Below are 23,949 nucleotides of genomic sequence, written 5' to 3'. Positions count from 1 at the left end.
AATTCACACAAGATATTAGAGATGTTGATTGCCTTGTCTGAAATGAAGGTCAAGTTGTCAGAAAAAGCTGAAGGTGTAGTCGAAAAGAGAGTGAAGAACGACGTAGTAGGAAGAGAAGAGCTAACGCTTAGGATATATCATATAGGTAGCTCCACTCCATCAAGGAAGGAGCTTAAGAACGCTGTTGCGTCACTTCTGCAAACTAAAGAGAACCTAGTTGTAGTAAGGAGAGTTGATACTCCTTACGGTGCAGGGTATAGTCTTGCTAGAGTTCACGTGTATAACTCAGAGGACATAATGAAGAAGATGGAAAGGAAGCACATACTTGATAGGGACGCCGGAACTAAGAGCAAGAAGGGTGGAAAGAGCAATGCCTAAGAAGGAAGGAGGTACTAAGGCCGTCGTAAGGCTCTATTACGAGGTTCAAGGAGAACAGATAAAATTAAAGAACAAGAAATGTCCTAGATGCGGAAGCATAATGGCACACCACATCAAGCCAGTAGAAAGGTGGTCTTGCGGAAAGTGTAAATACACAGAATTCGTAGGAAGGAAAGGTAAGTAATGCTAGTTTTAGGCATTGAGTCCACAGCTCATACTTTTGGAGTAGGAATAGTAAGGGATGAAGACCCTTATATCCTAGCTAATGAAAGGGACACTTACGTACCTAAAGAAGGTGGGATGAAACCTACAGACCTTCTCTCCCATCATGCTTCTGTAGCCCCGTCAGTCATGAGGTCTGCTTTGAGGAAGGCATCCATAAGCATGAATGACGTAGATTACATCGCGTTCTCTATGGGACCCGGTATAGGTCCAGCACTCAGGGTTGGAGCTACCGTGGCTAGGGCATTGTCATTGCGTTATGGTAAGCCGTTAGTTCCTGTCAACCATGGAATAGGACATATAGAGATAGGTTTCCTTACTACGAAAGTGAAGGACCCCCTGGTTCTTTACTTGTCAGGAGGTAACACCCAGATAATAACCCTTTACAAGGGCAGATTCAGGGTTTTCGGTGAGACTCTAGACATAGCTTTGGGAAATCTCATGGATACCTTCTCTAGGGACGCAGGCCTAGCTCCTCCTTACATAATAAACGGAAGACATGTTATAGATCTATGCGCTGAGAAAGGGAACAAGATAATAGATTTCCCCTACGTTGTCAAGGGACAGGACATGTCTTATTCAGGGCTTCTGACTGCCGCAGAGAACGCCTTGAAGAACAACGATATAGGAGATGTTTGTTTAACGTTAAGGGAAGTTGCTTTCGATATGCTATTGGAAGCCACTGAGAGGGCCCTAGCCTTATCTGGAAAGAGGGAGATCCTGATAGTTGGAGGAGTCGCTGCTAGTGGAAGCTTAAGGAACAAGTTTGAAGCTTTAGGGAAGGACTGGGGAGTGGAGATAAAAGTTGTCCCTTCGGAGTTCTCAGGCGACAATGGGGCCATGATAGCTTACGCGGGAATGTTAGAAGCTAAGGCCGGAATCACAGTTGATGTGGATAAGTCCCAGGTCAGGCCCAGATGGAGGGTAGACGAGGTAGAGGCTAAATGGAGAAGCTGAAAGTGTTGAAGAGAGGTGCAGAATCCATCATTTATGAAGGGTATTTCCTAGGTTACAGAGCTATATTTAAGGAGAGAAGATCTAAACCTTACAGAGATCCATCCTTGGACAAGAAAATTAACACAGAGAGAACCATGATGGAAGCACATTTCATCTACAATGCCTTAAAGATAGGAGTTAATACACCTGCAATTTTCTATATAGACAAGGAGAGCAATACCCTAGTGTTGGAATACATAGACGGAGTCACGGTAAGAGAAACCGATTGTAAAGATGAGGTAACCAGGAAAATGGGAGAATATATAGCATTACTCCACATGCATGGCATAGCTCACGGTGACGTAAATCCCAATAATTTCATTGTGAATGAGAAAGGAGAGCTGTTTCTGATTGATTTCGGGTTAGCGAAAAGAACAGACGATATAGAGGACTTCGGGACCGACATAGAAGTTTTCTATCGTTCACTTGAGACGATGAAACCCGATGTAAGGGACAAACTGATCTCCACGTTCATGGAAGGATACTCTGACGTGGCGGGGAAGGAGAGGGCCTTCTCTGTTCTTGACGCCGCTAGGAGGATAAGATCGAGGGGAAGATATGTAAGTAGAGAGGAAAGAAAGAAATACGTGTTTGACTATGAAGACGATTAAGCTGATCACGGGGAACGAGGGCAAGTTCAAGGAAATGAATGAAATAGCCGAAGGGAAAGGCGTGAAACTGGAGTGGATAAACTGTCCTAAAGTCGAGGTTCAAGCAGATACCATAGAGGAGATATCCCTCCACTCTGCAATAGACTCCTTCTTAAGTTTCAGGTCTCCTTTGATAGTTGACGACAGTGGTCTTTTCGTGGACGCCTTGAATGGATTTCCTGGACCTTATACCAAGTTTGTGCGTAAAACTATAGGCATAGAAGGTATGCTGAGGTTACTCTCTAACGTGAAAAGAAGGGAAGCTAATTTTGAGACCGTAATAACTTTTACAGATGGTAAAAAAACTCTCACGTTTCACGGCGATGTGGAGGGCAAAATAAGTGAGGAAGCTAAGGGCGTAAGAGGATTCGGTTTCGATCCAATTTTCATACCTAACGGCTCAGATAAAACCTTCGCTGAAATGGAAATTTCAGAGAAGAATAAATATTCGCATAGAGCCAGGGCTTTCCTCAAGTTCTTAGACTTCTTCCTCACTTATAACGGATAGTCTCTCCTATACTTTCCACGTTAAGGTCCTTATAGTTTCTCTTGTAATAATCTGAAAGGAACTTCATATCGTCGTCGTTTAAAGGTTCTATCTCCTCGACCTGAAGGAAGGTTTTGAGTTCTTCCTCGCTGGACACATTAGGGAAAACAGAGGTCACTTTTCTCTCGTGTAAAATGAATAAGAGGGCAAGTTGAGACAGCGTTATTCCTTTTGACTCACAGAACTTCATCAAATTTTTAGTTCTCTCATGTGCCTTCAGAACCCACTGGTTATCCTTTAAGGATCTGTGCATTTTCTCTGAGGTAGAAAGAGGCCACTTCATTTCATTGAGTACATCCGTAGCGTGAGGAACCCTAATTAGGTGATTTATTTCACCATTTTTTAGGAAAGTCTCACCGGGTTCCCGCTCAATTAAGTTGTATATGTACTCTAGACTTTCATATCCTCTGTCTATCGCTTTCATACCTTCTTCCCCCCACCCTAGAGTAGGACCCAGTGCTACGCCTACACTCTTCGCTAATCCGTCCTCCTTCGCCCCTTTCATGAACTCTAGGACGTCGTCGTTTAGTATCACGTTCATCTTGGGGTTATGTATCATAAGAACATCGACGTAGTCAGTTTTCAACCTCTCGAGGGATTTCTTCAATGCGAATTGAAGGTAATCGACTTCGAAACTCTGTTTCAACGAATCTTTCTTGTGATAAAAATCGTAACCTATCTTTGTAGCTATCACTATCCTATCTCTCTTGGTCTCGAACAATTTACCTAAAATCTCCTCCCCTTTTCCATAACCGTACATGTCAGCGGTATTGAAGAAGTTCACTCCTTCGTTGAAAGCCTTCAGTAACACGTTTTCTGCCTTGGAGACGTCAGCTCCCCACCAGTCGGTTATCAAGCTCCATACTCCGATACCTATCTCAGACACAGTATCATCGGTATGACTTAACTTCCTGAAGTTCATGTAATACCACTCTTGATTAACATTATGCTTAGAAAAATAAAAAAAGCATATTCACTATGCTAGTTAAGGTACCAAAGGAAAACGTAGAAGGATTTCTGGAGAAGCTGAGAGCGAAGGTATATGGGTATAACTCCAAGATAAAGGAGTATGAAGTATACCTTAAGCCGTATCATATAGTTTACAAAAATGAAAAGAAGTACATCTATATCGGGAAGTACTGGTATAAAGTGACCAAGGTAAATGGGAAATTAAAGTGGATTTACCTAGGTAGGAAAAAGCCCTTAGATGAGATGCCTGATCCTCCAGCCTTGGCCAACTTCACGATAATGATGGAAGGGGACAATTATATAGTAGATGAAAAAATGTTAGACCAGATCGTAAGAGATCATCTCCTGTATGGATGAATTATCCATCTTCAGCCTTTTTCCATTTACGATGGATAGAATATCACCTAGGTCAAGCCTCAACATCTCACTGGTGGCCATGACAATTATGGGGCTGAAGGTCTGACCCATGAAGACGTTCAAAGAATTCTTTCTTGCCTCCTTTCTGGCTTGGTTCCAAAGTTTAGATAGGATCTCTGGAGGAGACTTGGAGGGAATCGACTTGGCTGGCTCGAATCTCTTTAGCGCTTCACCTTTTTCATTATAGTCCGCGCTTGTTATGTCCTTGATGAGATCTTCCTTGGCTTGACATAGGTGTTTAGCCGTGATTCCTTGATACACAGCCACACTCAAAGCGTAATAATCTTGATAACCGCATATTATTGACCTAGCGGGCATCTTCCAGTCCCCTTTAAGGGTCTCCACGATCATGGAGAGCTTGTCTATGAAATAAAGATCCAGCAAGGAAAGTAACTGGGTTACGTTCTTGTAACCATAACTGGAGGCGAAAGAGTAAGCTTCTCCAAATATTGTTCCATTTATTGCAGAACGAAGCTCCTCCTCAGACCCTGGAACACCGTCTTTAAACCTCTCCAATTCCCTGTGAAATTTCATAGCTAATGGTCTCTTGTTTATCGTTGAAGCCACAATACTCTTGAATTCATCAAGCAAAAGATTATACATATATAAACTTACTATATCCTTAGATATCTTAGAATTATAAGAATAACCTAGAAGTTTCTCCAGCATATGTATCTGTCTGTCCAGAATTAACCTTTCTCCTTCTTCAAGGGAAGAGGGGATTTCATCAATGTATTCCCTTTCCTTTAGGGTATTGAAAACTTGTTTCCAGTCATCCTCAGCTAAGAGCTCTCCGACATCACCTCGAGTAAGGATCTTGGTCTTTATTGTTCTGCTTACTGAATGTAGGTAGGCATTTACAGCGCTCATTTGAAAGCACCGAGGAGAGAGTCTAAGAGTTGTTCTACAGCTTTATCAAGGTTTTTCTCTCCTGCAACCTTAACTTCGGATATCTTCTTTTCCCTAGACAAAGAATATTCCTTCCTCATTGAGTCCAAAGTATTTCTCTTATCGTTATCTATCGTGTTATAGATCTCGGCAAGTCTCTTCTCAGCCTCTTCTTTTAATTCCGAGTAGGACGTTGTAGCCATATTAAGTATCTTCTTTGAGTCCTCAGCTATCTCAGCCTTTAGAGATTTAGTCTCATCCTCAAATTTAATAACTAATTTAACATTTATACCAGGATTGTTTTCTGACACAGAGTATTATAATGTTAATCTCCTTTTAACAATTTCCTTCCGTAAATCAAGTACCCGGTGTGCCATACTCCTATACTTTTAGGCCTCACGGCGTTCTCCTTCAACTGATATTCTCTAGACATCAACTCTTCAGCGTGGACGTCAATGAACTTATCCTTCATAGAGAGATATGTTTTCTCGACCTGCACCACGGTAGGAACAAAGATCACAAGCGAGCCTGAAGGCGAAAGAGAGGCATACGAAGTTTCTATAGCGTTCCAAGGGTCTGGCATATCAAGGAAGATAGCGTCTACATTTGTCTCATCTATTCTCTCTCTTATGTCTCCTATCTTGAACGTGATCCTATCGCCCAAGCCTAAAATCTCAGCGTTCTTCCTTGCCGAGTTCTGTGTGTCCTGCCTTACGTCATAAGAGATTATCTTTGATTCTTTTCCGAGGAAGTATGCCATCGAAATTGTCATGAAACCCGATCCAGTTCCAGCCTCAATTACGGTAGCTCCAGGGGATACGCCTAGAAGGTAAAGGATGTAAGCAACGTCTTTAGGATATAGAACTTGGGTAGGTCTCTTCAAACCCTTGTATATGTCCATTGGAGTAGGTTTCAGGATGTATGCTTCCCTACCCGTCGAAAGCTGAACCTTTTCGCCGAAATCCTTTCCGACCACGTTTTCCATGTCTATATATCCCTTGTCGGAGCTAAACCTCTTCTTTGGGTCAACCTTGGTCAGGTAGATTCTCCTCCCATCGATCCAAATCACAATCAGATCTCCTTCCTTTATCATCCTCGAAAGATTGAAAAATGAACTTAAATAATTGGTCTCAAAAACGATCTCTTCAGTCCTGATGTCACATATCACATTTCAAAAATACCAGCTTTCATCATTCGGAGATCCAAAGCTCCTTTCGTATGAAATCTCCCAATGCCGCCCTTATAACTTCACTCCTATTAGTATATCTTCCGGTATTAACTAACTCATCTATAGACTCGAGGAACTGTTCGGGTAACTTTACGGTTATTATTTTCATCTTGGATCGTTTTCACACATTATCATGGAAAAGTTTTTAAGCAATTAGGTTTCCTAGCCCTTTTCCAAATCCCGTCGAAGAAGTCTAACTTTACCTTCTAACATGGGTCTATATGTTTTTGAGTTGAGTGTTTTTTCCGCATCAATGTAAAGATGTTTCATTTATTTCTTCTAAAAATATTTTCAACAAGGCAAAGTTTAATTTATCGTCGTGGTCAATGGAGGTCCCACAGGTAATTGAAGTAGACAGTCGCTATTTCTACAAAGTATCTATGGCTCGAAGAAAGCCCTATCAGAGACTCTCCGGATTTCACGATCAGAAGCATAGAGGACGAGGTTATTATCCCGCTTCCAAACATAGAGTCGATTGTCTTCATCTGAATCGAAGGGATATCGGGGAATTTCACACCTTTCGATAGTATTACCCTCGTCTCTCCTTTGGTAGAATCGGCTTTTATTAACTCTAAAACAGGATCTGTTAAGAGCTCTTGGTAGGAGATCGCAATGAAGTACTTTTGGCTTTTCTCAACCAGGTATTCTTTCATTGCACTTATAATATCTTTAGATGGTATTATGATGACAGTATAAGGGGATGAGAAAGTGAACGCTGAAAGAGGTTCTATGAAGTCCTTCTCTAGTTGTTCTAGCTTCGCTGCAATTATGCCTTTTATGTTAAGCCATACCTCCTTCACTGGAACAGCTTCGTAAAGGGTAGGCCTCTTCGCTATTTTCACTATCCATCCTCTTCCTTCTAACCTAGAGAGAATTGAGTAAACCTTAGTGTAAGACATGTTAAGCTTCTCTGAGGTGTCTCTGGCTGTGGATTTTCCATTCAAGAGAAGGAAAGCATAAACTTTCAATTCAGACCTGGAAATCCCGAAAATTGAGGCAAATTTCGATATTCTGCTTATCATTTCGTCGAGGAGTTGGTTGCTCATTAATTATTTATGTCACTTCGAGAATTAAAGTATGGTGTGTTTAAGGTATGGGTGGAGTTTCAAAGAAGCCATTGAGTAACGTAGAAAAGAAGATGAAGAAGGAGGCTGCGGCAAAGGAAGAAAAGAAGGTGGAGAAAAAGAGCAGTAAGACAGGAAAAGAGGTAATGAGCAAGACTATAGTTTTAGATAACGAAACCAAGAGGAAAGTTACAGACGAGTTGAAGAGAGAAAAAATAGTCACTCCATACTCTCTAGCTTCAAAGACTGAGATGACCATAAGCGTAGCCAAGAAAATGTTAGAGGAAATGGAGAGACAAGGAATAGTTAAGTTAGTATCTAAGAATAGAAGAGTAGCCCTTTACGTGGCATCCTAAAAAGTTATTTTTATATTTGAGTAATATTTTATATATGCATATATTTTATCTATTCTTCTTCCTCGCTATTGCTTTTCTTATTGTTTTCCATCCTCAATTTCTTGTAGTTCTTACAAAGTCCTCCTATGACTGAGTCGAGCATCGCCATGTTAACTCTCTTTCCTTTTCCGTTCATCAAAACCTCAGACTCTACGGTAAGGATAGTGTCAGAGTCCTCAGCTTCTTTATATATCATGTTGTCTGGAGTTGTTATGAAAGTAGGAGAAGACCCTTTTATTTCACCTTCCTCGTCCTCTATGACCTCCCCCGCGATTAAATAAGGAATATTGTTCTCCACGGTTCTCACTATGGCTAAATGCTTCAGAACTTCCTGGTTGTTTGACAAAGCCTTCATTGTTCCTATCACGGCCTGAGTTCCGAAAAGTGATAATATCCTGCTTATCTCTGGAGAGTAAAGGTCGTCCTCCGATATTATCCCGTATTTCTTGTCCAGGAGAGTGTAGACGGGCTCTTTCCCCCCCGATATCCCGAGCTTTATGTCCTTGTCCGAGATTATCACCTTCCTGTACTTACCTATGATCTCTCCCTGAGGCGAAAGAACCAAGCTGGTGAGAAATATCTTTGGACCTGCTTGTTCTAGTAACGGTCCTGCTATGACGTGCATTTCCCCTTCCATAGCTAAGTTTATCAGGATGTCTGTATTGTTACCAGGGATCTTCTCAGCTAAGTTCTTCACCATACTTCTCAGCTTTTTCTCATTGCTGTAAATCTCGAACGTGTTTCCAACCGGGAACAGAGAAGGTAGAACAACAAGTTTCACGTTTCTGTCCCTAGCCATCTTCATTAACTTCTTAGCTTTCTCAACGTTGTGTTTCCTTGACAGCTCCTTCAATTTTAAATGCAGAAGTGCTATTAACATGTCATTCACCTTGTGTTTCTTTTAATTTATCAATCTGCTCTATCTCCTTGTACAGCTCATTCAATAAATCAGTGTAATTTATCTCCCCCTTTTCTACTTTATCCATTTTAGTTAGCAGCTGGCGGGTTCTCTCTTCGCCAACGAATTTTCCATAATGAGTGATCAAATAATCATTCACAGCTATTCCTAGGTTTGAAGGAATTAGCCTTTTAAGTTTTTTACTCTCTATCACGTACCTCCTCCTCAACAGAGTTCCCACTATTGTAGCGTAAGTGCTCGGCCGTCCTATTCCCTTTGTTTTCATCTCCGAAACTAAGTCTCCTTCAGAATAAAGAGGCTTATCTGACTTCAGAAACTCTCTAATTACTTTTCCCTTGACCACGGCATTGTTTTGTAAACTCTTCAGGTATTCTGGCACATCTTTATAGATACGGAAAGGTACATATATTTTGTCCTTGAGCTTACGGTCTACCTCCTTTTCGTCGCTAATCCTGAAAGACACTGGAAGTTCAACTGGAGACTCTAACGTTAATTTCTTTCCATCTTTCATTTCAGCCTCTAGATCCACTTTCACTCTTTCTATGATTATTGGGTCGAGCTGGCTTGATAGAAACCTCTTGAAGATTATTTCGTAAACCCTGAAGTGCTGTCTTCTGAACGGTTTTGAAGGTTCTATATCACCTGATTCTATTGCAGTATAAAGCTGGTCTGAATCCATGGACTTGGTAGGCCTGATTGCCTCATGCGCTCCCCCTTCACCCCAAGTTCTTCCCTTAAAGGCTGGGGGGACGTAACCTAGAAGCTGTTTCAAGTAGTTCTCAGCTACTGATATGCCGACGTTAGATACTCTGGTACTGTCAGTCCTGTGGTAAGTTATGAGTCCGCTTTCGAAGAGGTCCTGAGCTATGCTCATAGTTTCCTGTGCGGATATCCCCAATAACTGAGACGCGTCTGAAAGAAGGGTATCTGTGGTGTAAGGCGGAAGAGGACCGAACTTCTCTTCAAAGGTAGAGTACCCCTTCACTATGACGTTAACTTCTGAGTCCTTCTTCATCCCCTTCTCCTTCAATACGGTGAAGTTTATGCTACCTGCACTAATAACTAATATTTTCCTTGCAGTCTTCTTGTATTCATTGACGTACCTATTGACTACCCAATTCAGGACTGGAGTTTGGACCCTTCCAGCGCTCAAGTTGTAATAAGTTTCATTCTTGTTGCAGACCTCCTTAAGGTAAGACGTGGTTTTCTTCTCGGTAAGCTTGATGCAGTAATCCTTCCAGAAGAAATCTCTTAGGTACATTGAAAGCTTGAACCCTATCCATCTGTCCTCTACCCTCCTCACGATTTGGGACTTCACAAGAGGTACGATGAATTCCCTAGGGTTATTTATTGCCTCGAGGATTGCTCTTCTAGTTATCTCATGAAATTCAGCTCTTTTTATGTTGTTGTTGAAAGGCCTCAATGAGACGTATAAGTCCCACGCTATTTTCTCTCCCTCTGTATCCGGATCTGTGCCAATCAACACGGAGTCAGCCTCCATTACGAGTTTCCTCAATCCATCTATCACGGCCTTTTTGTCGCTGACCACCTTCCCTCCACATCTAGGACATTTACCGTCCTTATCTGTAGTGAATTGATGCCCGTTTTCGCACCTTTTTATCGTAGAGTAATAAGGTATGAACTTCTGTTCACCGTCTTTCTTATCTACTTCTACCCCGAAGAGGCCTTTCTCCTCCGTGGTAAGGTCGTAAACGTGGCCTATGCTAGCCGTAACCATGAGCACTTTGTCACCTATTACGGTCTCGAATACTCTAACACCTTCCGTTTCCCTCACCGTAGGTCTAGAGAAGAAGTTCGATATCGTCTTGGCTTTATGGGGCGACTCCACTATCATGAGGGTAGTCTTGATCTTGGAGAGTGAGCTCTCCATGGATCCTGAACTTCTTGCTAGAGCTATTTCCTTCCTCTCTCTGGTTATCTTTGACATCAGTTGAGATAAAGGTATATCCTCTACTTTCCCTTCTACAAGGTCCAATTTAGACCAGTTGTTCTCGTCTAAGACGAACGAGAGCTTCTTCTGTAGCATTCTGAACAAGTTCTGGTTCTCCACAAAGACTATGGACAACCCTGTAGTTAACTCCGGACCGAAGAGCCTCGAAGTCCTACCGCTAGCTTGGACGTAAGTTATGTAATCAGGCATCATTATCGAATTGCCTTCAATTACGACGTCTCCGATCTCGGAAATTTTTTCGAGCACGTCAACATCTTTTAAGTTCTCATAGAGCACCGCGTACATGTCCTTCAAGGCTGGGTCGAGGTCCTTCCCGTCTTTAATGTCCCTTGCTATCATTGAAAGCGAAGCCACGCTGGCTCTCCTTAGCCTCCTCTTAGCTCTGTAAAGTATAGAAGTTATGGAGTTGTCCTTCCTAACTTGAGCTATCAGTGTAAGCAACTTCAAGGCTGTGAGTGGATGGATAGCCTCACCCATGGTGAACCTGAACTTAGGTATGCCTAAGAAGATAGCATATTTTATTCTACATGGGATGTCTATTCCTCTTACCAGAACTCCGTAATGTGTAGCTACGCCTACCATCACGTCTACGTCTCCGTTCTTGAACTCATCGATTTTCCTTACCGAGGATGACGAAAGTGAGATTACCCTTAAGTCCCCATCGAGCTCGCGGGCCACTTGTTCCGAGTATTTATTTCCCTTGTCCACTGGAACGAAGATCAATCCTCCGCTTCCCAGTTTCTTGATCAGACTGTCGACCATCTCTATGACTGAGTTTTCGTCTTTAGGCATTTCAATGAAAGAGTCTACAACTTTTCTAAGGTAGATGTTAGAGCTACCCGGCTTGAACCCCATCAGAGAAGAGAGGACTGGGTTACTCCTATTTACAGTGGCAGACGAGAAGACTACTACCTTATCTCTTTTCCTGAGGCTCGCGATTTTGGAGAACGCTGACGGGTCGTTATATGATTGTTTAAGCAGTTCTTTCACCCTTTCAATGTCTTCGTCCGTGTAACCAGCCAGTAGAGTGACTGTCCTAGCACTCTTGTTCGACTTCAAAGCCGAATCGACATCGTCAACGAACAGGAAATCGAAATCTAAAACACTCAGGTTCTCTAAGTTCATCATGGCGAACCTTGAACTCAGTATAGCTATGTCGAAGTCCTCTTCTCCGAGGCTCTTCATGAACTCCGCGCGTTGAGCTTGTTTCATTCCAGAATCGTAAACCAGAAGTCTTACGTCTGAGGAAGTGTTAGATGCAACCTGTTGTACCTTCTGCTTAACCTGGTTTACAAGGGTCTTTGTAGGAAACATCAGTAGGCTCTTCTTCTTCCTTTTGGAGGCAAGGTAAACCGAGGAAATTACGCCAAAAGTAGTCTTTCCAAGACCGGGCGGAGCTATGATCGAAAAGCTCTCTCCTTTAGCTAATCTCATTATCCAAGAACGCTGTGGACCTATGGGACCTGTCTTCAAAGCCAGCTTAAAGAACTCCGAGATGAACTGAGCTTCCTTGTAAACGCTGAGCGTCTCCTTCATAGATTTGAGGTTCCCTCTTCTCTCTAGATATCTCAAGAGGGATTCCAAACCATTCACATCTATTTCCTTTGGCATGCACGACCTACATACAAGACCTTTAGCTAGTCTATCAGCTTCGATGTCCCCTCCACAGTTGGGACATGAGCTTATGTAAATGGAGTAAGGAACATTGGACAAGTATCTCGTATGTTTTAGTGAAAAAGGCTTATTTAAACGGCTCGGCTATCTGTAACTGTGTTATTAATTGGAGAGAGAAAAAAGTTGATAACATAATAATCTCATGTATTCAGTAGAAGAGATTCATTCGAAAACTCTCTAGATCGTAACTCTATGGCATTGTAATATAATGGTAGATTTTGATGTAACCTTAGAAGGTCCTCTCGACCATGTTAAATCAGAGGTATCTGTATCATGAACTAACTTGTTATTGAAAGTATTATTAATCTTAATAATACTACTTAAAAATAATATAGCTTTATAATAGAATAAGATTAATAAATACAGACTCCTTTAGTTATAGTTCCTTTATAATGTATAAATCTCAGATATAACCATAAATAGAAAGTCCCTGCGAAATCTTTATCTCTAACGGAAAAAGACTTTATTTAAACAGCGGAATATTTGTAATCATGTCGTCAACTGGTATCAAGTTAAGAGTTTCCGAAGCTAGGCAGAGGGACGTAGGAAAGAAGATAGGCAGACTGACTTTTAATGTAATGAACAGGCTGGGTGCAGACTCGGGTGACTACATAGAAGTCACTGGACCAGGAGGTTCTTCTATTGTTCAGGCAATGCCTACTTACGATGTTTCTGATTCGGAGATCAAGATAGATGGTTACGTGCGAAAGGCAATAGGCGTATCAATAGGTGATGAAGTCTCAGTAAAGAAAGCTAGTGTAACTCCTGCCAACAAGGTCATACTCGCGCCAACGCAACCCATCCGTTTCGATCAGTCATTTGTGAATTACGTAAGGGAATTGCTAATGGACAAACCTCTGAGCAAAGGGGAGACTATTCCTATACCTATCTACACTGGTTCCTTGGATCTAGTTGTAGTAAACACCATGCCTTCCAATAACGTTTACGTGACTGGGAACACTGCTATAGAAATAAAGGAAGAGCCAGTTAAAGAGCAGGGAACGTTCCCTAAGGTAACTTGGGAAGATATAGGCGACCTAGAGGACGTTAAATCGAAGATAAGGGAAATAGTTGAGTTGCCTATGAAACATCCAGAGATATTCCAGCATCTCGGAATAGAGCCACCTAAGGGAGTTCTACTTTATGGTCCTCCTGGAGTAGGAAAGACGCTTCTAGCCAGGGCATTAGCTAACGAAATTGGAGCCTACTTCACTTCAATAAACGGGCCTGAAATAATGAGCAAGTTCTACGGAGAAAGCGAACAGAGACTGAGGGAGATATTTGAGGAAGCCGAGAAAAACGCTCCTTCCATAGTATTCATAGACGAAATTGACGCTATAGCTCCTAAGAGAGAGGAATCTACTGGAGAGGTTGAAAAAAGGGTAGTAGCACAGTTGCTTACACTAATGGACGGGATAAAAGGAAGAGGGAAAATGGTGATCATAGGCGCTACCAACAGACCGGAAGCAGTAGACCAAGCTCTGAGAAGGCCTGGCAGGTTTGATAGGGAAATCGAGATCAGACCTCCAGACACAAAGGGAAGAAAAGACATCCTTCAAGTCCACACTAGGAACATGCCTCTAGTAGATGAAGGTCCTGACAAGGTAGATCTGGACAAGATAGCTGAACTTACTAATGGTTACACTGGAGCCGACCTAGCTGCCCTGACTAAAGAGGCTGCAATAGCCGCTCTGAGGAGGTTCACCCAAGAGAAGAAGATAAACTTCGACACTCCGCAGATACCTGCAGACGTTCTCAAGGAACTTAAGGTCACGATGAACGACTTCATGGAGGCAATGAAAATGATCCAGCCAACTTTGTTAAGGGAAGTTTACGTAGAAGTTCCAACTGTCCATTGGTCAGATATAGGAGGACTAGAGAACGTTAAACAACAGCTCAGAGAAGCCGTAGAGTGGCCCATGAAGTTCCCGCAACTCTTTGATAGAACAGGGATAAGGCCTCCTAAAGGAGTTCTCCTGTTCGGCCCTCCTGGAACAGGCAAGACCATGTTAGCTAAGGCTGTGGCAACGGAGAGTAACGCCAATTTCATTGCTATAAGGGGACCGGAGATACTCTCTAAGTGGGTAGGTGAGAGCGAGAAAGCAATAAGAGAAGTTTTCAAGAGGGCTAGACAAACTGCACCTTGTGTAGTATTCTTCGATGAGATAGACGCTATAGCACCCTCAAGGGAGAGAATGCATGGTGACTCAGGAGTAACTGATAGAATAGTGAATCAACTGCTTTCAGAGATGGACGGAATAGAAGCGTTGAACAGAGTCATAGTGATAGGAGCCACTAACAGAGCTACCCTTCTAGATCCTGCATTGCTTAGACCCGGAAGATTCGACAGGATAATTTACGTTCCTCCACCTGACCTGAAAGCTAGAGTAGACATACTCAAGGTTCACCTCAAGTCAGTCCCAGTAGACCCAAACCTGAACTTGGAAGAAGTTGCAAAGAAACTTGAGGGCTATACTGGAGCAGACATAGAGGCTTTAGTCAGAGAAACCGTGATGCTGAAGCTGAGGAACGTTTACTCCTCGTGCGTAGAGAGATCAAACAAGGAGTGTGGTGAAAATGAGGAGTGCAAGAACAAGGTTCTCACTGAATGCATGAATAACGTAGACGTGAAAGTAACTACTCAAGACCTTGAAGAAGGTATGAAGGTAGTATCTCCAAGCTTAACACAAGCTGACATGCAGAGGTATGAGACCATGGCTAAACAGCTTAAACAGAGCGTGATCTAAATGAGGAAATATAAAGTTCTGCTCGTGATAGGAGACGGATTAGGGGACAGACCGGTCGCCTCCTTAGGAGGCCTTACTCCACTTCAGTACGCTAAGAAACCGAACATTGACAACCTCCTGAAAACGTCTCTTGTAGGCCTAATGGATCCTATTTCTCCCGGTATAATACCGGGGAGTGATACCTCCCATCTTTCAATTTTCGGATTAGACCCTTACAAGTATTACAGAGGAAGAGGGGCCTTCGAAGCTTTAGGAGCGGGCGCAGAGCTTAAACACGGTGATGTAGCTTTCAGAGGTAACTTTGCCACAGTAGATAACATGATAGTGAAGGATCGTAGGGCAGGAAGGAAACTTGATGAAGGACAGGAACTAGTTGATGAACTGAACTCAAAGATAGGCTCGGTCGACGGTGTTAAGGTATCGTTTTACAAAGGTACGGAGCACAGGGTAGCTGTTGTTCTGTCTGGGACTGGGTTAAGCGATAAGGTTAGCGATACTGACCCACACGAGGTTGGGAAGAAAGTTTTGGAAAGTAAGCCATTGGAGGAAACACCCGAGGCAAGGAAAACCTCAGATGTCTTAAATAAACTTACCTTTATGATGAACAAAGTGCTGAGCGAGTCTAAGGCAAATGCAGAAAGGGTAAAGAAAGGAGAGTTACCTGCTAACATCGTTCTAGTCAGGGGAGCCGCAAGTTACGTGAAACTACCTAAACTTCAACACTACACAGGGATGAGAGGAGTCACTGTAGCTGCAACTGCGTTGATTAAAGGCATATGTAAAGAGCTCGGAATGGAGGTAGTCACTCCCCCTGGAGCTACTGGTGGAATAGATACTGACTACGACTCCAAGGCTAGGGCAGCGATAGAGTTCTTGAAGTCAGACAATTACGATTTCGTGTTTCTTCACATAAAAGCTACAGATGCAGCCTCTCATGACGGTAAGGTAGAGGAGAAAGTCAAAGCAATAGAGAGAATAGACTACGTTATAGGGAAGATTATGGATAGCGTAGGAGACGACATGGTCATAGCACTAACTGGGGACCATGCTACTCCAGTAGAAAAGAAGGAGCACGCCGGAGACCCAGTACCGATTTTCATCCATGTCCCATATCACGTTCCTTTCGATCAGGTTGAGGACTTTAATGAGGTAGATGCGAAAAAGGGCTCGCTTAGGGTGAGAGGGATGGACGTGATGAACCTGCTCCTGAACTACTCGCAGAGAGCTGAAAAATATGGAGCCTAGCAAAGTATAAAAATAAAATTGTGCAGAAGAATCTTCTACCAAGCATTTTTAGATGATGAGGCTCAAAAGGTCAGAAGTGTGAAGACCCCGCGCAGGGCTGACAATCCCTTCTCAGGAATTTTGAGAAAATGTCGTTTACTCTCCATTTGATCATCCTGTTTACTTTAACCACTACAGATCCTGCTTTCGGTTGGCCGTAAACAACAACATCTCCATCTTCACTGAAAAGTATTGCCGGTATAGCTAGCATGTCCTCTTCTCCATTTACAAAAATTCTTCCTCCTCCTGTTTCAATTCTTTCTTTTACTTTCAACATAGATGAAAGCCTTAGTACTCCAGCCTCATTCACTACGACATCGCCTTCAGCCTTGGTTCCAAAATATAAGTTTCTCATTGTTTTTCCATCAATAATACTAAGGTAAGGATTTACTTCTGCGTCATTTAGGACTTTAGTGACGAAGTCTCCTACAGTTATCACTTTTCTCCCAGCTACCTCCGCTGGGAGGGATTCCTTCCCGACTACTAACTTACCGTAAGGTCTAGAAAGTTCAATTCTGGCTTCTCGTGTAGGAAAAAAACAAACGTCTATTTCAGGTTTATTGCGTATTTCCAAGGTTTCTGCACACCCATAAGTTTCGCTATCTCAGATTCCTCGTCAACTATTATGATCATTCCCTCCCAGTCATCAGAGAAAGATTGCCCACCACAAACAGGGCACTTGGCATCGTCGGAGTTAGTTAAAGCCCTGCAGTTTTTACACGCTTTAAATACCTTCTGTCCCATGTTGCATACCTCATGTTCCTTTTTCTCACATTATTTTTTAATCCACTCTGCCTTCCCCAGAGCGGGTTGTCTAGACGTGAGGGCTATCTTGGGTAACCTTCCTGCCGAAGTAGATATTGTGAATATTCTAACTCTTATTAGGTCGTCTTTCTGTAAAGTCTTCTTAGTTTTCTCTGTGTACATTATTCCTCTATTCTTATCATATTTCATATTCTCGTCAGTTATTTGAGAAATGTGGAGCAATCCATCCATAGGTCCCAAATTAACGTAAACTCCGTAATTATCTACTTGTTGTACTTCCCCTTCAGCTACCTCCTGTATCATTGGTACATAGGAAAGAACCTCGAACTCAACTTCGTGATACGTAGCTCCGTCTCCGTATACTATTTGTCCCTCCTCGCTTACCTTAGCACTGAGAATTGCCAGAACCAATCCGAATTCGCTAGAGAGTTTCTCCTGATAGTCCTGCTTCAGGTTCTCCAGGGCTACCCCTTCCAAAGGTTTGCCGAAAGATTCAGGCGGTATTCGGACGATACCCTTTGCCTTTATAAGTTTATACATAGCTTACAATGGGGTCAAGGATTTTATAATTTTACCTTTCCCTTGTACATAGAGGACCCTAACCCCTTTCTCAAGTGCTCTTTGTTTCATCTCTCTATCGTTAGTCATCAAGACGAAGTTCATCTTGGATGCGGTCTCAATTAGACAATTGTCCACTTTCCCCGAACAGGGAAGGTCAAGCTTTTTCCACATGTTAGAAAACTTATCTAGATATGCCATGGCAACATTAATTCTAGCGTTCATGGAGAAACCCTTCTCCCTTCCCTTCAGTGTTGTGAGCTCGTTTACAACAGCGCTATGGATGAAAAAATCGGGCTTGTAATCAAATCGCTCCAATATGGAAAGAAATGGATCGAAACCTTCGTATATATAAAGAAGGATGTTAGTGTCTAAAAGTACTCCTTCCTTTTCTCTTTCTTTTTCTCTCAGACTCCCTCTCTCCGTCATACTTTCACTATTCCCCAACCTACAAGTCTCCATCTGCCTCCTATCTGTTTGCTTATCACTGCTCGTACGTTCTTGTCCCATATTGCTACAGGCCTCTTCAGGTCTACTTCTATTACATTTGATTTCGACGTCTTCACTACTCCTATGGTAGTTGCTGATCCTATGGATAGCATAAGGGTCTCCCTTGCTCTTATTGTGTCGACCTTGTTGAGATCCTTAGCTCCCACTACCCTTTCTAGGAGCTGATACTCAATCGATAACTTGTCTAGTACATCTACCTTAGCGTCTGCCGGGACTACTATGTTACCTAGGAGACCATCTGCCTTGGTGAGGGAGGGGTCTAAGTAAGTCCCCATAGCGACTAGACCTCCGGGTCTAGCCTCATCAAATTCGTTATCACCGAACCTTAGTGAGGAAACTTTGGTATACAACGGTTGGAAGAACACTTTCCCCTGTTTCTCCATCCTTATGCCTGGGAGTATCTTTATCTCTTGCCCTACTTTAAAGCTCCCTTGGATTATCGTTCCCCCTACAACACCTCCCTTTAGGTCAGAGTAAGAGGTACCAGGTTTGTTTATATCGAAACTTCGTATTACCAAGAGGACTGGGCTCTTGTTTGGATCCCTCTCAGGTGTCTTTATGTGGTTCTCCATGTTCTCTATTAGGGCGTCAATGTTTATCTTGTGAAGAGCACTGACCGGGACTATCGGCGATCCCTCAGCCCAAGTTCCCTTGATGAACTCTTTGATTGATCTATATTGAGCTAGGGCTTCGTCTTTGGAGACCACGTCTACTTTGTTTTGGACTATCACCATATTCTTTATTCCTATTATACCGAGCGCAGTGAAATGCTCCCTCGTCTGTGGTTGTGGAAACGGTTCGTTGGCTGCGACTACTAGAATTGCTCCGTCCATGAGTGCAGCTCCAGAGAGCATGGTAGCCATCAGAACTTCATGTCCAGGAGCGTCTATCAGGGAAATCCTTCTTAGAAACTTAGGTTTCTCATCTGATCCGCAGGAGTTACATGAAGGTTCTGTAACGTATCCTTCAGGCTTTCTGCAGGTCTCGCATAGCCCGACGCTTGCCTCAGCGTATCCAAGCTTTATTGTCATTCCTCTTTTTAATTCCTCTGAATGCTTAGAGGTCCAAACTCCAGTTATAGCTTGTACTAAAGTTGTTTTCCCATGATCTACATGGCCTACTACTCCTATGTTAACTTCTGGTTGTACGTTTGGCCAGGACAAAGCATCACCTTAAAATTACAGTATTAACTTGCACTACGTCCTGGACTACCAAGTTGCCTCTTACGGTCTTTCTCCTTCTCTCTCCGTCCTCTTCTGGGTGGTATCCAGGGGGTCCACTTATTAGCAGCCTCTTCTTAACTCCTCCTCCTACGTCTGGTCTCATGGCAAAGCCAGAGTTATCAGATCCTCCGGTTATCTTGAGCTTGAGCGGAATTCCTAGAGCACCGAAGTCAACGACTTCCCCTATCTTTCTTCCTATCAAGGAAGACTTGTTCTGATCAACGGTTAGCTGGAACGCTCTAGTCCTATACGCTTTCGCCTCGAATTCCTGAGATCCGAACTTCTCCGATGCTTCCTGTCCTATCCAAACCTCATTGTCGGGGACTGAAGAGTCAGTCTCTACCTTGAAGTGGGATTTAACTTTGGAGACTTTGTCTCCTTCCTGTTTTGTAATTTCTAAAGTAATGAATAAGTCAACGTTAAGGTTCTGCTTCGTCTTCTCGTTTAGCTTAGCTATTGGGAGAGTCTTTCCTTCCTTTTCTCCGTTCTGTGCTTGTATTTTATCTGAAACTTTCACTTTAACATTCTCTATCTTCAGAGATGTCGAACTTGGATCAGAAATGACGAGCTTAAAGTCAGGCAATCATTCCACCTTCAAGAGCTTATCTTAATTCAAGTATATAAAATCGTACTCGAAATGGTTAAATGAGAAGCTTGATAGGAATCCTGCTTGTATTACATGGGAGCAAAGTACCTCAGTGGAAGGAAATGGCTATAGGTTACGCTAAAATGTTAAGTAGAGACTTTGAGCTAGTAGAGTACGGTTTTCTTGAGTTCGATCAGCCAGATCTCAGGACTGCTCTGGAGAACTTGGTCGAGAAGGGAGCAGAAGAGGTAGTTGTAGTTCCTCTGCTTTTCGCTACGGGAACCCACTTCCTGAAGGACATCCCGAGACTTTTGGGGATTGAAGGAAATGAAGCCGATATTCACGGTAAGAAGGTGTTGATAAGAATTGCCCCTCCATTAGGCTTAGATTCCCGTATAGCTGAAGTTTTGAAAGAAAGAGTAGAGGAAACAATTAGGATACGAACATAGAGCAGTTAAAGACCACGTGGAATTCAGTTGGCATAATATATACATACACGCCCTGAACATATCTTTCTCTTTTTTATCTATATATTTTTATTATCATCATATTATTATGGAATCGTAGCACCAATCCCTCTGAAGCTTGAGCTAAGTGAATTACCCTCATGAATGGAATCTTCTACCGCTCCCAATCATTAAGATAAAAACATTCAGTTTCCTTAAATCAATTTAAGAAATAAAGAGAAGAACAGTGGGTCAAAGTTAGGATGCTTCGGCTGAAGCTATAAGTAGTTCAGCCTTGGCTGGATCGTAGCGCCAATCCCTCGGAAGCTTCTCAACCTCTACGTAGTACCTACTTAATCTCCTTATCTTCGACTCTACCTCTTCAAGACCTCTTTTAGCCTTCTTGTCCTTAGGATACTCGCTCAGATGTCTCCTCACGTTAACGGCCTTCTTTATCAAGTTGAAAAGATCTTCAGGAATCTTTGGGGCTAAACCTCTCTCTTCAAGTATCTGAGATACGCTCTTTCTAGTTACCTGCTTTACCAGAGGTACTCCGTATTGGTCTCTGAGCACTAGACCTATCATTGATGGCGGATAACCTTTCTTTGATAGTTCCTCTACTAATACCTCTACTTCCTCACGGGTGAACTTGACCCATTTCGGAGACCCTGCTCTCACGGGTCTCATTGAATGAGATTTTCCCCTAGCTCTCCTTTTGTTCATCGTATTCACCTGTTGACAACGGGTTTCAACTGGATAGTAGACAATCCCTTCTTTTTAAGTTCTTCCCTCACCATTTTTGTCCCTTCCACCACTGAAACCAACTTCTGGTATGCGATCTTCCTGGATAGCCTCTTAAGTCCGCAGTCAGGGTTCACGAATATCTTTTCAGGTTCAAGTACCTGCATAGCCTTCTTTATTCCCTTTGCAACTTCCTCTGGAGTTTCTACTTTCTTCGAATGAACGTCTACCACTCCCAGACCGATCTCCTTTGAGTATCCGAACCTCTTTATCAACTCCAAGTCCTTAAAGTCCCTGTTCTTGAACTCCAGAGCTAGTTGGTCTACCTTCAGTTCATCAGCGAATGGCATTACCTTAGAGTAATCTCCGTAACATATGTGAAGCCCTACTTTGACGTCAACTCCTTTCACAGCTTCGTTTATAGCCTGGACTCCCCATGGTATTTCTTCCTCATGAGTAGGTAATGCAGGCTCGTCTACTTGTATGAACGGAATACCCATTTTCACCAGATTCTTTATCTCTTGGTTTATTATCTTGGCTAAATCGAAGACAAGGTCTTCCTTAGTCTTGTAGTACTCGTTGAATGACCAATCGGCTATGGTGTAAGGACCCGTGATTGTGACTTTCAGGTTTTTGGTGTATGACACCGACTGTGCGAACTTGACTTCGCTTTCTAGCATAGGCTTCTTGTACTCCACCCTACTCACGACAGAAGGTTTCCTGTAATACGCGTCTCCCCAGACCCTCACATAGCCGTAGAACTTGAATCCCTTCAAGTGTTCAGCGAAGAACTCTACCATTTCATCTCTCCTCATTTCTCCGTCTGTAGGTATGTCTATCCCAGCGACCTCATGGTCTCTCATTACAGCTATCACTGAGTCGTTGAACGCTTCCTCCATGTCATCCTTGGAGATTTTCCCTGCAGATGACAGCCTTATTGACTCCTTGAGCCACTTGGGTCTAGGGTAACTTCCTATAACTGTAGTAGGTAAAATAGGAACCTCTGGATAAGTTTTCTTGTTGCTGTTAATTTTTATCACCCCCCACCTTGTTTAGAAGCTTAATTTTCTTCACTGCTATCATTTCAGGTATGAAGTCCATTAAAGAAGAGTTGCTCAGAACCACCTCCTTTGCACCGTGTTCACTGATGTTAGATAGAACCTTGTTAATAGAGCTTACTTTCTCCAGCTTGGTCGTCCTAGTGTTCAAAACCCCTGCTATCAGCCTGACTCCCTTGAGGCGAGGATAGATCTTGGCTACCTTCGTGAGGTTCTCCGAGAGATCAATCCCGTGGAAGTCAGCCTTTATTGAGAAGAAGTTCTCCAACCTTTCAAGGTGGCTCATTTCGAAATATGTGATTACGTGTTTCTCAATTTTAGTCGACGAAATAGGAGAATATATTTCAGGTAACTTGGTAATCAGTTCATTTTTGATTCTCTTCTCGAACATGGAAGGTTCATGTATTTCAATGGTATCTAGAGTACCTTTCAGATCATCGATCGTTTCAGAGAGCACCTGGGAGTAATCCATCATCAGCTCTTCAGGGTTCTTGTAATGTTTTACCTCGCTTAGTCTGTAGTAGGAAAGAGGGCCTAAGAAAACGCCTTTAAGTTTAGATGAGACGCCAGCCTCTTTCATTACATCCCTCGAGAACCCCATAGCTTCGATCAGGCTATTGTCGTCCTTGGTTAGCTTAGACGTAATTATCGGTCTCCTGTAATAGAAGTTGTTATCATAGAACCTTATTAGAGGTCCCTTTGTGGCACCCTTCACGAAGCTGAAAGTGACATCTACTATATCGTCCCATCTTAGAAGTCCGTCAGTGGTGTAAGAGGCATTTATCTCTTTAGCTAGAGAAAAAACTTTCATAGTGTATGTTTTGAGGTATTTCTCGTACTTCTCTTTCCCTATTTTGCCTGCACTGTACCAAGCTTGAGCTTTTGCTAGCTTGGGGTTCTTTGGGTAGCTTCCAGCGATGGACTTTGAGATTTGCATCAGCTTACTTTAGGGGCTAGCAAATAAGTAACTTTCCCCCCTTCTTGGCTCTCGAAGTTTATCTGAATCGGCTTCTTCTCATCAAACCCAATGGACGTTGTTCCAGAAATCTTGGTAAGCCCTAGTATGTAGCTTAAGTAATCGGCTGAATAAGCGCTTTCGACTTTTGAATTCACGTTAATCTGAACCTCGTCTGACTTATCGAATACTACCTCAACTTTTGCGTCCTTGTTGTCCTCAGGTGTCCTGATCACTAGAGAGTCATCATTTGCGGATATTACTACCGTGTCGGAAACAGTGGAAACTTGATCTATAGCCGATTTAAAACCTTTAGAAGGGATAACAGCCTTAGCTGGGAAGTCCATGTTTACTTTGGGCAAGCTAGGTTGTTCTACGGATAGGTTCCTGACGTTGTACTCTCTCGAGTTATCTCCGTATATGACTATTTTCACCACGTCTGGAGATGATGACGAGATCTCCAGCTCGTCCTTACTTGATATCCCCTTGAAAATCTTCAGAAGGTATAGCGTGTTAAATCCGAAGTTGAATTCCTCGTCGACTTCATAGTCCTTGAATGCGTTGGTAAGTATCTCTATCGTGGCGAGGGAGATGTGGGCTTTATCTATTGCGACTAGGCTCATTCCGTTCTGATCGAATTTGAAAGATCCTTCGTCTATCATATGGCTTAAAACGTCCAAGATGGTCTTGAAGTTTGAGGCTTTACCGTAAAGAACTTTGAACATGATAACCTATATTAAAATCTTCAGGAAAGTTT

General features: G+C 42.7%; 28 protein-coding genes. 10 read left to right on the top strand and 18 right to left on the bottom strand.

Features of this window, described 5'->3' with window-relative positions:
* Positions 1-42 precede the first annotated feature (42 nt).
* The 5 genes from IC007_RS06860 to IC007_RS06840 are packed head-to-tail and all read left to right on the top strand — an operon-like array spanning position 43 to position 2,754.
* Positions 43-378 (top strand): eS24 family ribosomal protein, encoded by a 336-nt coding sequence (locus IC007_RS06860; RefSeq protein ID WP_232049049.1) that lies wholly within the window; start codon positions 43-45, stop codon positions 376-378.
* Positions 371-562 carry a 30S ribosomal protein S27ae gene (locus tag IC007_RS06855; RefSeq protein ID WP_054845100.1) on the top strand — a complete coding sequence of 64 codons (192 nt, stop codon included), beginning with the start codon at positions 371-373 and terminating at the stop codon, positions 560-562. The genes IC007_RS06860 and IC007_RS06855 overlap by 8 nt, the downstream gene beginning before the upstream one ends.
* Complete coding sequence (gene kae1, locus IC007_RS06850; protein WP_054845101.1) at positions 562-1,557, top strand: KEOPS complex N(6)-L-threonylcarbamoyladenine synthase Kae1; 996 nt, start codon at positions 562-564, stop codon at positions 1,555-1,557. The genes IC007_RS06855 and kae1 overlap by 1 nt, the downstream gene beginning before the upstream one ends.
* Positions 1,545-2,207 (top strand): Kae1-associated kinase Bud32, encoded by a 663-nt coding sequence (locus IC007_RS06845; protein WP_054845102.1) that lies wholly within the window; start codon positions 1,545-1,547, stop codon positions 2,205-2,207. The genes kae1 and IC007_RS06845 overlap by 13 nt, the downstream gene beginning before the upstream one ends.
* Complete coding sequence (locus IC007_RS06840; RefSeq protein ID WP_054845103.1) at positions 2,194-2,754, top strand: XTP/dITP diphosphatase; 561 nt, start codon at positions 2,194-2,196, stop codon at positions 2,752-2,754. The genes IC007_RS06845 and IC007_RS06840 overlap by 14 nt, the downstream gene beginning before the upstream one ends.
* Here the strand turns inward: IC007_RS06840 and IC007_RS06835 are convergent.
* The gene (locus tag IC007_RS06835) at positions 2,738-3,715 is read right to left on the bottom strand and encodes an aldo/keto reductase (RefSeq protein ID WP_054845104.1); all 978 of its coding nucleotides are present in this window, start codon (positions 3,713-3,715) and stop codon (positions 2,738-2,740) included. The two genes, IC007_RS06840 and IC007_RS06835, sit on opposite strands and share 17 nt — an antisense overlap.
* 47 nt (positions 3,716-3,762) lie before the next feature.
* Between IC007_RS06835 and ubp the strand changes: the two genes are divergently transcribed.
* Positions 3,763-4,119 (top strand): UBP family nucleoid-associated protein, encoded by a 357-nt coding sequence (gene ubp, locus IC007_RS06830; RefSeq protein WP_173569901.1) that lies wholly within the window; start codon positions 3,763-3,765, stop codon positions 4,117-4,119.
* On the opposite strand, the gene IC007_RS06825 is transcribed toward ubp, so the two are convergent.
* From IC007_RS06825 to IC007_RS06805, 5 genes are all read right to left on the bottom strand, one after another.
* Positions 4,081-5,049 carry a V-type ATPase subunit gene (locus IC007_RS06825; protein WP_149528538.1) on the bottom strand — a complete coding sequence of 323 codons (969 nt, stop codon included), beginning with the start codon at positions 5,047-5,049 and terminating at the stop codon, positions 4,081-4,083. The two genes, ubp and IC007_RS06825, sit on opposite strands and share 39 nt — an antisense overlap.
* A complete protein-coding gene (locus IC007_RS06820; RefSeq protein WP_054845107.1) occupies positions 5,046-5,378 on the bottom strand; it encodes a hypothetical protein in 333 nt (110 codons plus the stop codon). Before IC007_RS06820 ends, IC007_RS06825 begins: the two co-directional genes overlap by 4 nt.
* 14 nt (positions 5,379-5,392) lie before the next feature.
* Entirely contained in the window at positions 5,393-6,160 is a 768-nt protein-coding gene (locus tag IC007_RS06815; protein WP_054845204.1) for a tRNA (adenine-N1)-methyltransferase, read from the bottom strand.
* A 97-nt stretch (positions 6,161-6,257) separates the two neighbouring features.
* Entirely contained in the window at positions 6,258-6,404 is a 147-nt protein-coding gene (locus IC007_RS06810) for a ribbon-helix-helix domain-containing protein (protein WP_054838111.1), read from the bottom strand.
* A 214-nt stretch (positions 6,405-6,618) separates the two neighbouring features.
* Positions 6,619-7,341, bottom strand: a complete 723-nt coding sequence (locus IC007_RS06805; RefSeq protein ID WP_149528537.1) for a TrmB family transcriptional regulator — start codon at positions 7,339-7,341, stop codon at positions 6,619-6,621.
* Between the two features lie 47 nt (positions 7,342-7,388).
* Between IC007_RS06805 and IC007_RS06800 the strand changes: the two genes are divergently transcribed.
* The gene (locus IC007_RS06800; RefSeq protein WP_054845108.1) at positions 7,389-7,715 is read left to right on the top strand and encodes a 30S ribosomal protein S25e; all 327 of its coding nucleotides are present in this window, start codon (positions 7,389-7,391) and stop codon (positions 7,713-7,715) included.
* Between the two features lie 49 nt (positions 7,716-7,764).
* Here IC007_RS06800 and IC007_RS06795 read toward each other — a convergent pair whose 3' ends face one another.
* Together IC007_RS06795 and rgy are read right to left on the bottom strand one after the other, a co-directional pair.
* Positions 7,765-8,634 (bottom strand): carbon-nitrogen hydrolase family protein, encoded by an 870-nt coding sequence (locus tag IC007_RS06795; RefSeq protein ID WP_054845109.1) that lies wholly within the window; start codon positions 8,632-8,634, stop codon positions 7,765-7,767.
* Between the two features lies 1 nt (position 8,635).
* On the bottom strand, positions 8,636-12,358 hold the full coding sequence (rgy, locus tag IC007_RS06790; protein ID WP_054845110.1) for a reverse gyrase: 3,723 nt from the start codon (positions 12,356-12,358) through the stop codon (positions 8,636-8,638).
* Positions 12,359-12,810: 452 nt separating this feature from the next.
* Between rgy and IC007_RS06785 the strand changes: the two genes are divergently transcribed.
* Positions 12,811-15,066 carry a CDC48 family AAA ATPase gene (locus tag IC007_RS06785; RefSeq protein WP_054845111.1) on the top strand — a complete coding sequence of 752 codons (2,256 nt, stop codon included), beginning with the start codon at positions 12,811-12,813 and terminating at the stop codon, positions 15,064-15,066.
* On the top strand, positions 15,067-16,311 hold the full coding sequence (locus tag IC007_RS06780) for a 2,3-bisphosphoglycerate-independent phosphoglycerate mutase (RefSeq protein ID WP_054845112.1): 1,245 nt from the start codon (positions 15,067-15,069) through the stop codon (positions 16,309-16,311). It abuts the gene before it with no gap.
* Between the two features lie 70 nt (positions 16,312-16,381).
* On the opposite strand, the gene IC007_RS06775 is transcribed toward IC007_RS06780, so the two are convergent.
* Genes IC007_RS06775 through IC007_RS06750 form a run of 6 tightly spaced genes read right to left on the bottom strand, consistent with a single transcriptional unit; the run spans position 16,382 to position 19,989 of the window.
* The gene (locus IC007_RS06775; protein ID WP_054845113.1) at positions 16,382-16,924 is read right to left on the bottom strand and encodes a GTP-dependent dephospho-CoA kinase family protein; all 543 of its coding nucleotides are present in this window, start codon (positions 16,922-16,924) and stop codon (positions 16,382-16,384) included.
* Positions 16,897-17,094 carry a transcription elongation factor subunit Spt4 gene (gene spt4, locus IC007_RS06770; RefSeq protein WP_149528536.1) on the bottom strand — a complete coding sequence of 66 codons (198 nt, stop codon included), beginning with the start codon at positions 17,092-17,094 and terminating at the stop codon, positions 16,897-16,899. Before spt4 ends, IC007_RS06775 begins: the two co-directional genes overlap by 28 nt.
* A 30-nt stretch (positions 17,095-17,124) precedes the next feature.
* The gene (locus IC007_RS06765) at positions 17,125-17,655 is read right to left on the bottom strand and encodes a DNA-directed RNA polymerase (RefSeq protein ID WP_149528535.1); all 531 of its coding nucleotides are present in this window, start codon (positions 17,653-17,655) and stop codon (positions 17,125-17,127) included.
* A gap of 3 nt (positions 17,656-17,658) precedes the next feature.
* On the bottom strand, positions 17,659-18,102 hold the full coding sequence (locus tag IC007_RS06760; RefSeq protein ID WP_054845114.1) for a type II toxin-antitoxin system VapC family toxin: 444 nt from the start codon (positions 18,100-18,102) through the stop codon (positions 17,659-17,661).
* Positions 18,099-19,346 carry a translation initiation factor IF-2 subunit gamma gene (locus IC007_RS06755; RefSeq protein WP_054845115.1) on the bottom strand — a complete coding sequence of 416 codons (1,248 nt, stop codon included), beginning with the start codon at positions 19,344-19,346 and terminating at the stop codon, positions 18,099-18,101. Before IC007_RS06755 ends, IC007_RS06760 begins: the two co-directional genes overlap by 4 nt.
* Before the next feature lie 4 nt (positions 19,347-19,350).
* A complete protein-coding gene (locus tag IC007_RS06750; RefSeq protein ID WP_054845116.1) occupies positions 19,351-19,989 on the bottom strand; it encodes a 30S ribosomal protein S6e in 639 nt (212 codons plus the stop codon).
* A 71-nt stretch (positions 19,990-20,060) separates the two neighbouring features.
* On the opposite strand from IC007_RS06750, the gene IC007_RS06745 reads away from it, so the two are divergent.
* Complete coding sequence (locus IC007_RS06745) at positions 20,061-20,441, top strand: CbiX/SirB N-terminal domain-containing protein (RefSeq protein ID WP_054845205.1); 381 nt, start codon at positions 20,061-20,063, stop codon at positions 20,439-20,441.
* 255 nt (positions 20,442-20,696) lie between these two features.
* On the opposite strand, the gene IC007_RS06740 is transcribed toward IC007_RS06745, so the two are convergent.
* Genes IC007_RS06740 through pcn form a run of 4 tightly spaced genes read right to left on the bottom strand, consistent with a single transcriptional unit; the run spans position 20,697 to position 23,917 of the window.
* A complete protein-coding gene (locus IC007_RS06740; protein WP_054845206.1) occupies positions 20,697-21,161 on the bottom strand; it encodes a 30S ribosomal protein S15 in 465 nt (154 codons plus the stop codon).
* A 5-nt stretch (positions 21,162-21,166) separates the two neighbouring features.
* A complete protein-coding gene (locus IC007_RS06735; RefSeq protein ID WP_149528920.1) occupies positions 21,167-22,210 on the bottom strand; it encodes a methionine synthase in 1,044 nt (347 codons plus the stop codon).
* Positions 22,206-23,174, bottom strand: coding sequence for a uroporphyrinogen decarboxylase/cobalamine-independent methonine synthase family protein (locus IC007_RS06730; protein ID WP_149528534.1), 969 nt, complete (start codon positions 23,172-23,174; stop codon positions 22,206-22,208). The genes IC007_RS06735 and IC007_RS06730 overlap by 5 nt, the downstream gene beginning before the upstream one ends.
* Positions 23,174-23,917, bottom strand: a complete 744-nt coding sequence (gene pcn / locus IC007_RS06725) for a proliferating cell nuclear antigen (pcna) (RefSeq protein WP_054845117.1) — start codon at positions 23,915-23,917, stop codon at positions 23,174-23,176. The genes IC007_RS06730 and pcn overlap by 1 nt, the downstream gene beginning before the upstream one ends.
* Positions 23,918-23,949: the final 32 nt, after the last annotated feature.

It is taken from the genome of Sulfuracidifex tepidarius, assembly GCF_008326425.1.
GTDB lineage: Archaea > Thermoproteota > Thermoprotei_A > Sulfolobales > Sulfolobaceae > Sulfuracidifex > Sulfuracidifex tepidarius.
The sequence above is the reverse complement of the archived record's forward strand: the minus strand, read 5'-3'. Positions and strand labels throughout refer to the sequence as shown.

Bases quoted from the DNA above. Each gene is read 5' to 3' on its own strand.
- IC007_RS06860 (WP_232049049.1), top strand. From the start codon at position 43: ATGAAGGTCAAGTTGTCAGAAAAAGCTGAAGGTGTAGTCGAAAAGAGA.
- IC007_RS06855 (WP_054845100.1), top strand. From the start codon at position 371: ATGCCTAAGAAGGAAGGAGGTACTAAGGCCGTCGTAAGGCTCTATTAC.
- kae1 (WP_054845101.1), top strand. From the start codon at position 562: ATGCTAGTTTTAGGCATTGAGTCCACAGCTCATACTTTTGGAGTAGGA.
- IC007_RS06845 (WP_054845102.1), top strand. From the start codon at position 1,545: ATGGAGAAGCTGAAAGTGTTGAAGAGAGGTGCAGAATCCATCATTTAT.
- IC007_RS06840 (WP_054845103.1), top strand. From the start codon at position 2,194: ATGAAGACGATTAAGCTGATCACGGGGAACGAGGGCAAGTTCAAGGAA.
- IC007_RS06835 (WP_054845104.1), bottom strand. From the start codon at position 3,715: ATGAACTTCAGGAAGTTAAGTCATACCGATGATACTGTGTCTGAGATA.
- IC007_RS06825 (WP_149528538.1), bottom strand. From the start codon at position 5,049: ATGAGCGCTGTAAATGCCTACCTACATTCAGTAAGCAGAACAATAAAG.
- IC007_RS06815 (WP_054845204.1), bottom strand. From the start codon at position 6,160: ATGATAAAGGAAGGAGATCTGATTGTGATTTGGATCGATGGGAGGAGA.
- IC007_RS06810 (WP_054838111.1), bottom strand. From the start codon at position 6,404: ATGAAAATAATAACCGTAAAGTTACCCGAACAGTTCCTCGAGTCTATA.
- IC007_RS06805 (WP_149528537.1), bottom strand. From the start codon at position 7,341: ATGAGCAACCAACTCCTCGACGAAATGATAAGCAGAATATCGAAATTT.
- IC007_RS06800 (WP_054845108.1), top strand. From the start codon at position 7,389: ATGGGTGGAGTTTCAAAGAAGCCATTGAGTAACGTAGAAAAGAAGATG.
- IC007_RS06795 (WP_054845109.1), bottom strand. From the start codon at position 8,634: ATGTTAATAGCACTTCTGCATTTAAAATTGAAGGAGCTGTCAAGGAAA.
- IC007_RS06785 (WP_054845111.1), top strand. From the start codon at position 12,811: ATGTCGTCAACTGGTATCAAGTTAAGAGTTTCCGAAGCTAGGCAGAGG.
- IC007_RS06780 (WP_054845112.1), top strand. From the start codon at position 15,067: ATGAGGAAATATAAAGTTCTGCTCGTGATAGGAGACGGATTAGGGGAC.
- spt4 (WP_149528536.1), bottom strand. From the start codon at position 17,094: ATGGGACAGAAGGTATTTAAAGCGTGTAAAAACTGCAGGGCTTTAACT.
- IC007_RS06765 (WP_149528535.1), bottom strand. From the start codon at position 17,655: ATGTATAAACTTATAAAGGCAAAGGGTATCGTCCGAATACCGCCTGAA.
- IC007_RS06760 (WP_054845114.1), bottom strand. From the start codon at position 18,102: ATGACGGAGAGAGGGAGTCTGAGAGAAAAAGAAAGAGAAAAGGAAGGA.
- IC007_RS06740 (WP_054845206.1), bottom strand. From the start codon at position 21,161: ATGAACAAAAGGAGAGCTAGGGGAAAATCTCATTCAATGAGACCCGTG.
- IC007_RS06730 (WP_149528534.1), bottom strand. From the start codon at position 23,174: ATGCAAATCTCAAAGTCCATCGCTGGAAGCTACCCAAAGAACCCCAAG.
- pcn (WP_054845117.1), bottom strand. From the start codon at position 23,917: ATGTTCAAAGTTCTTTACGGTAAAGCCTCAAACTTCAAGACCATCTTG.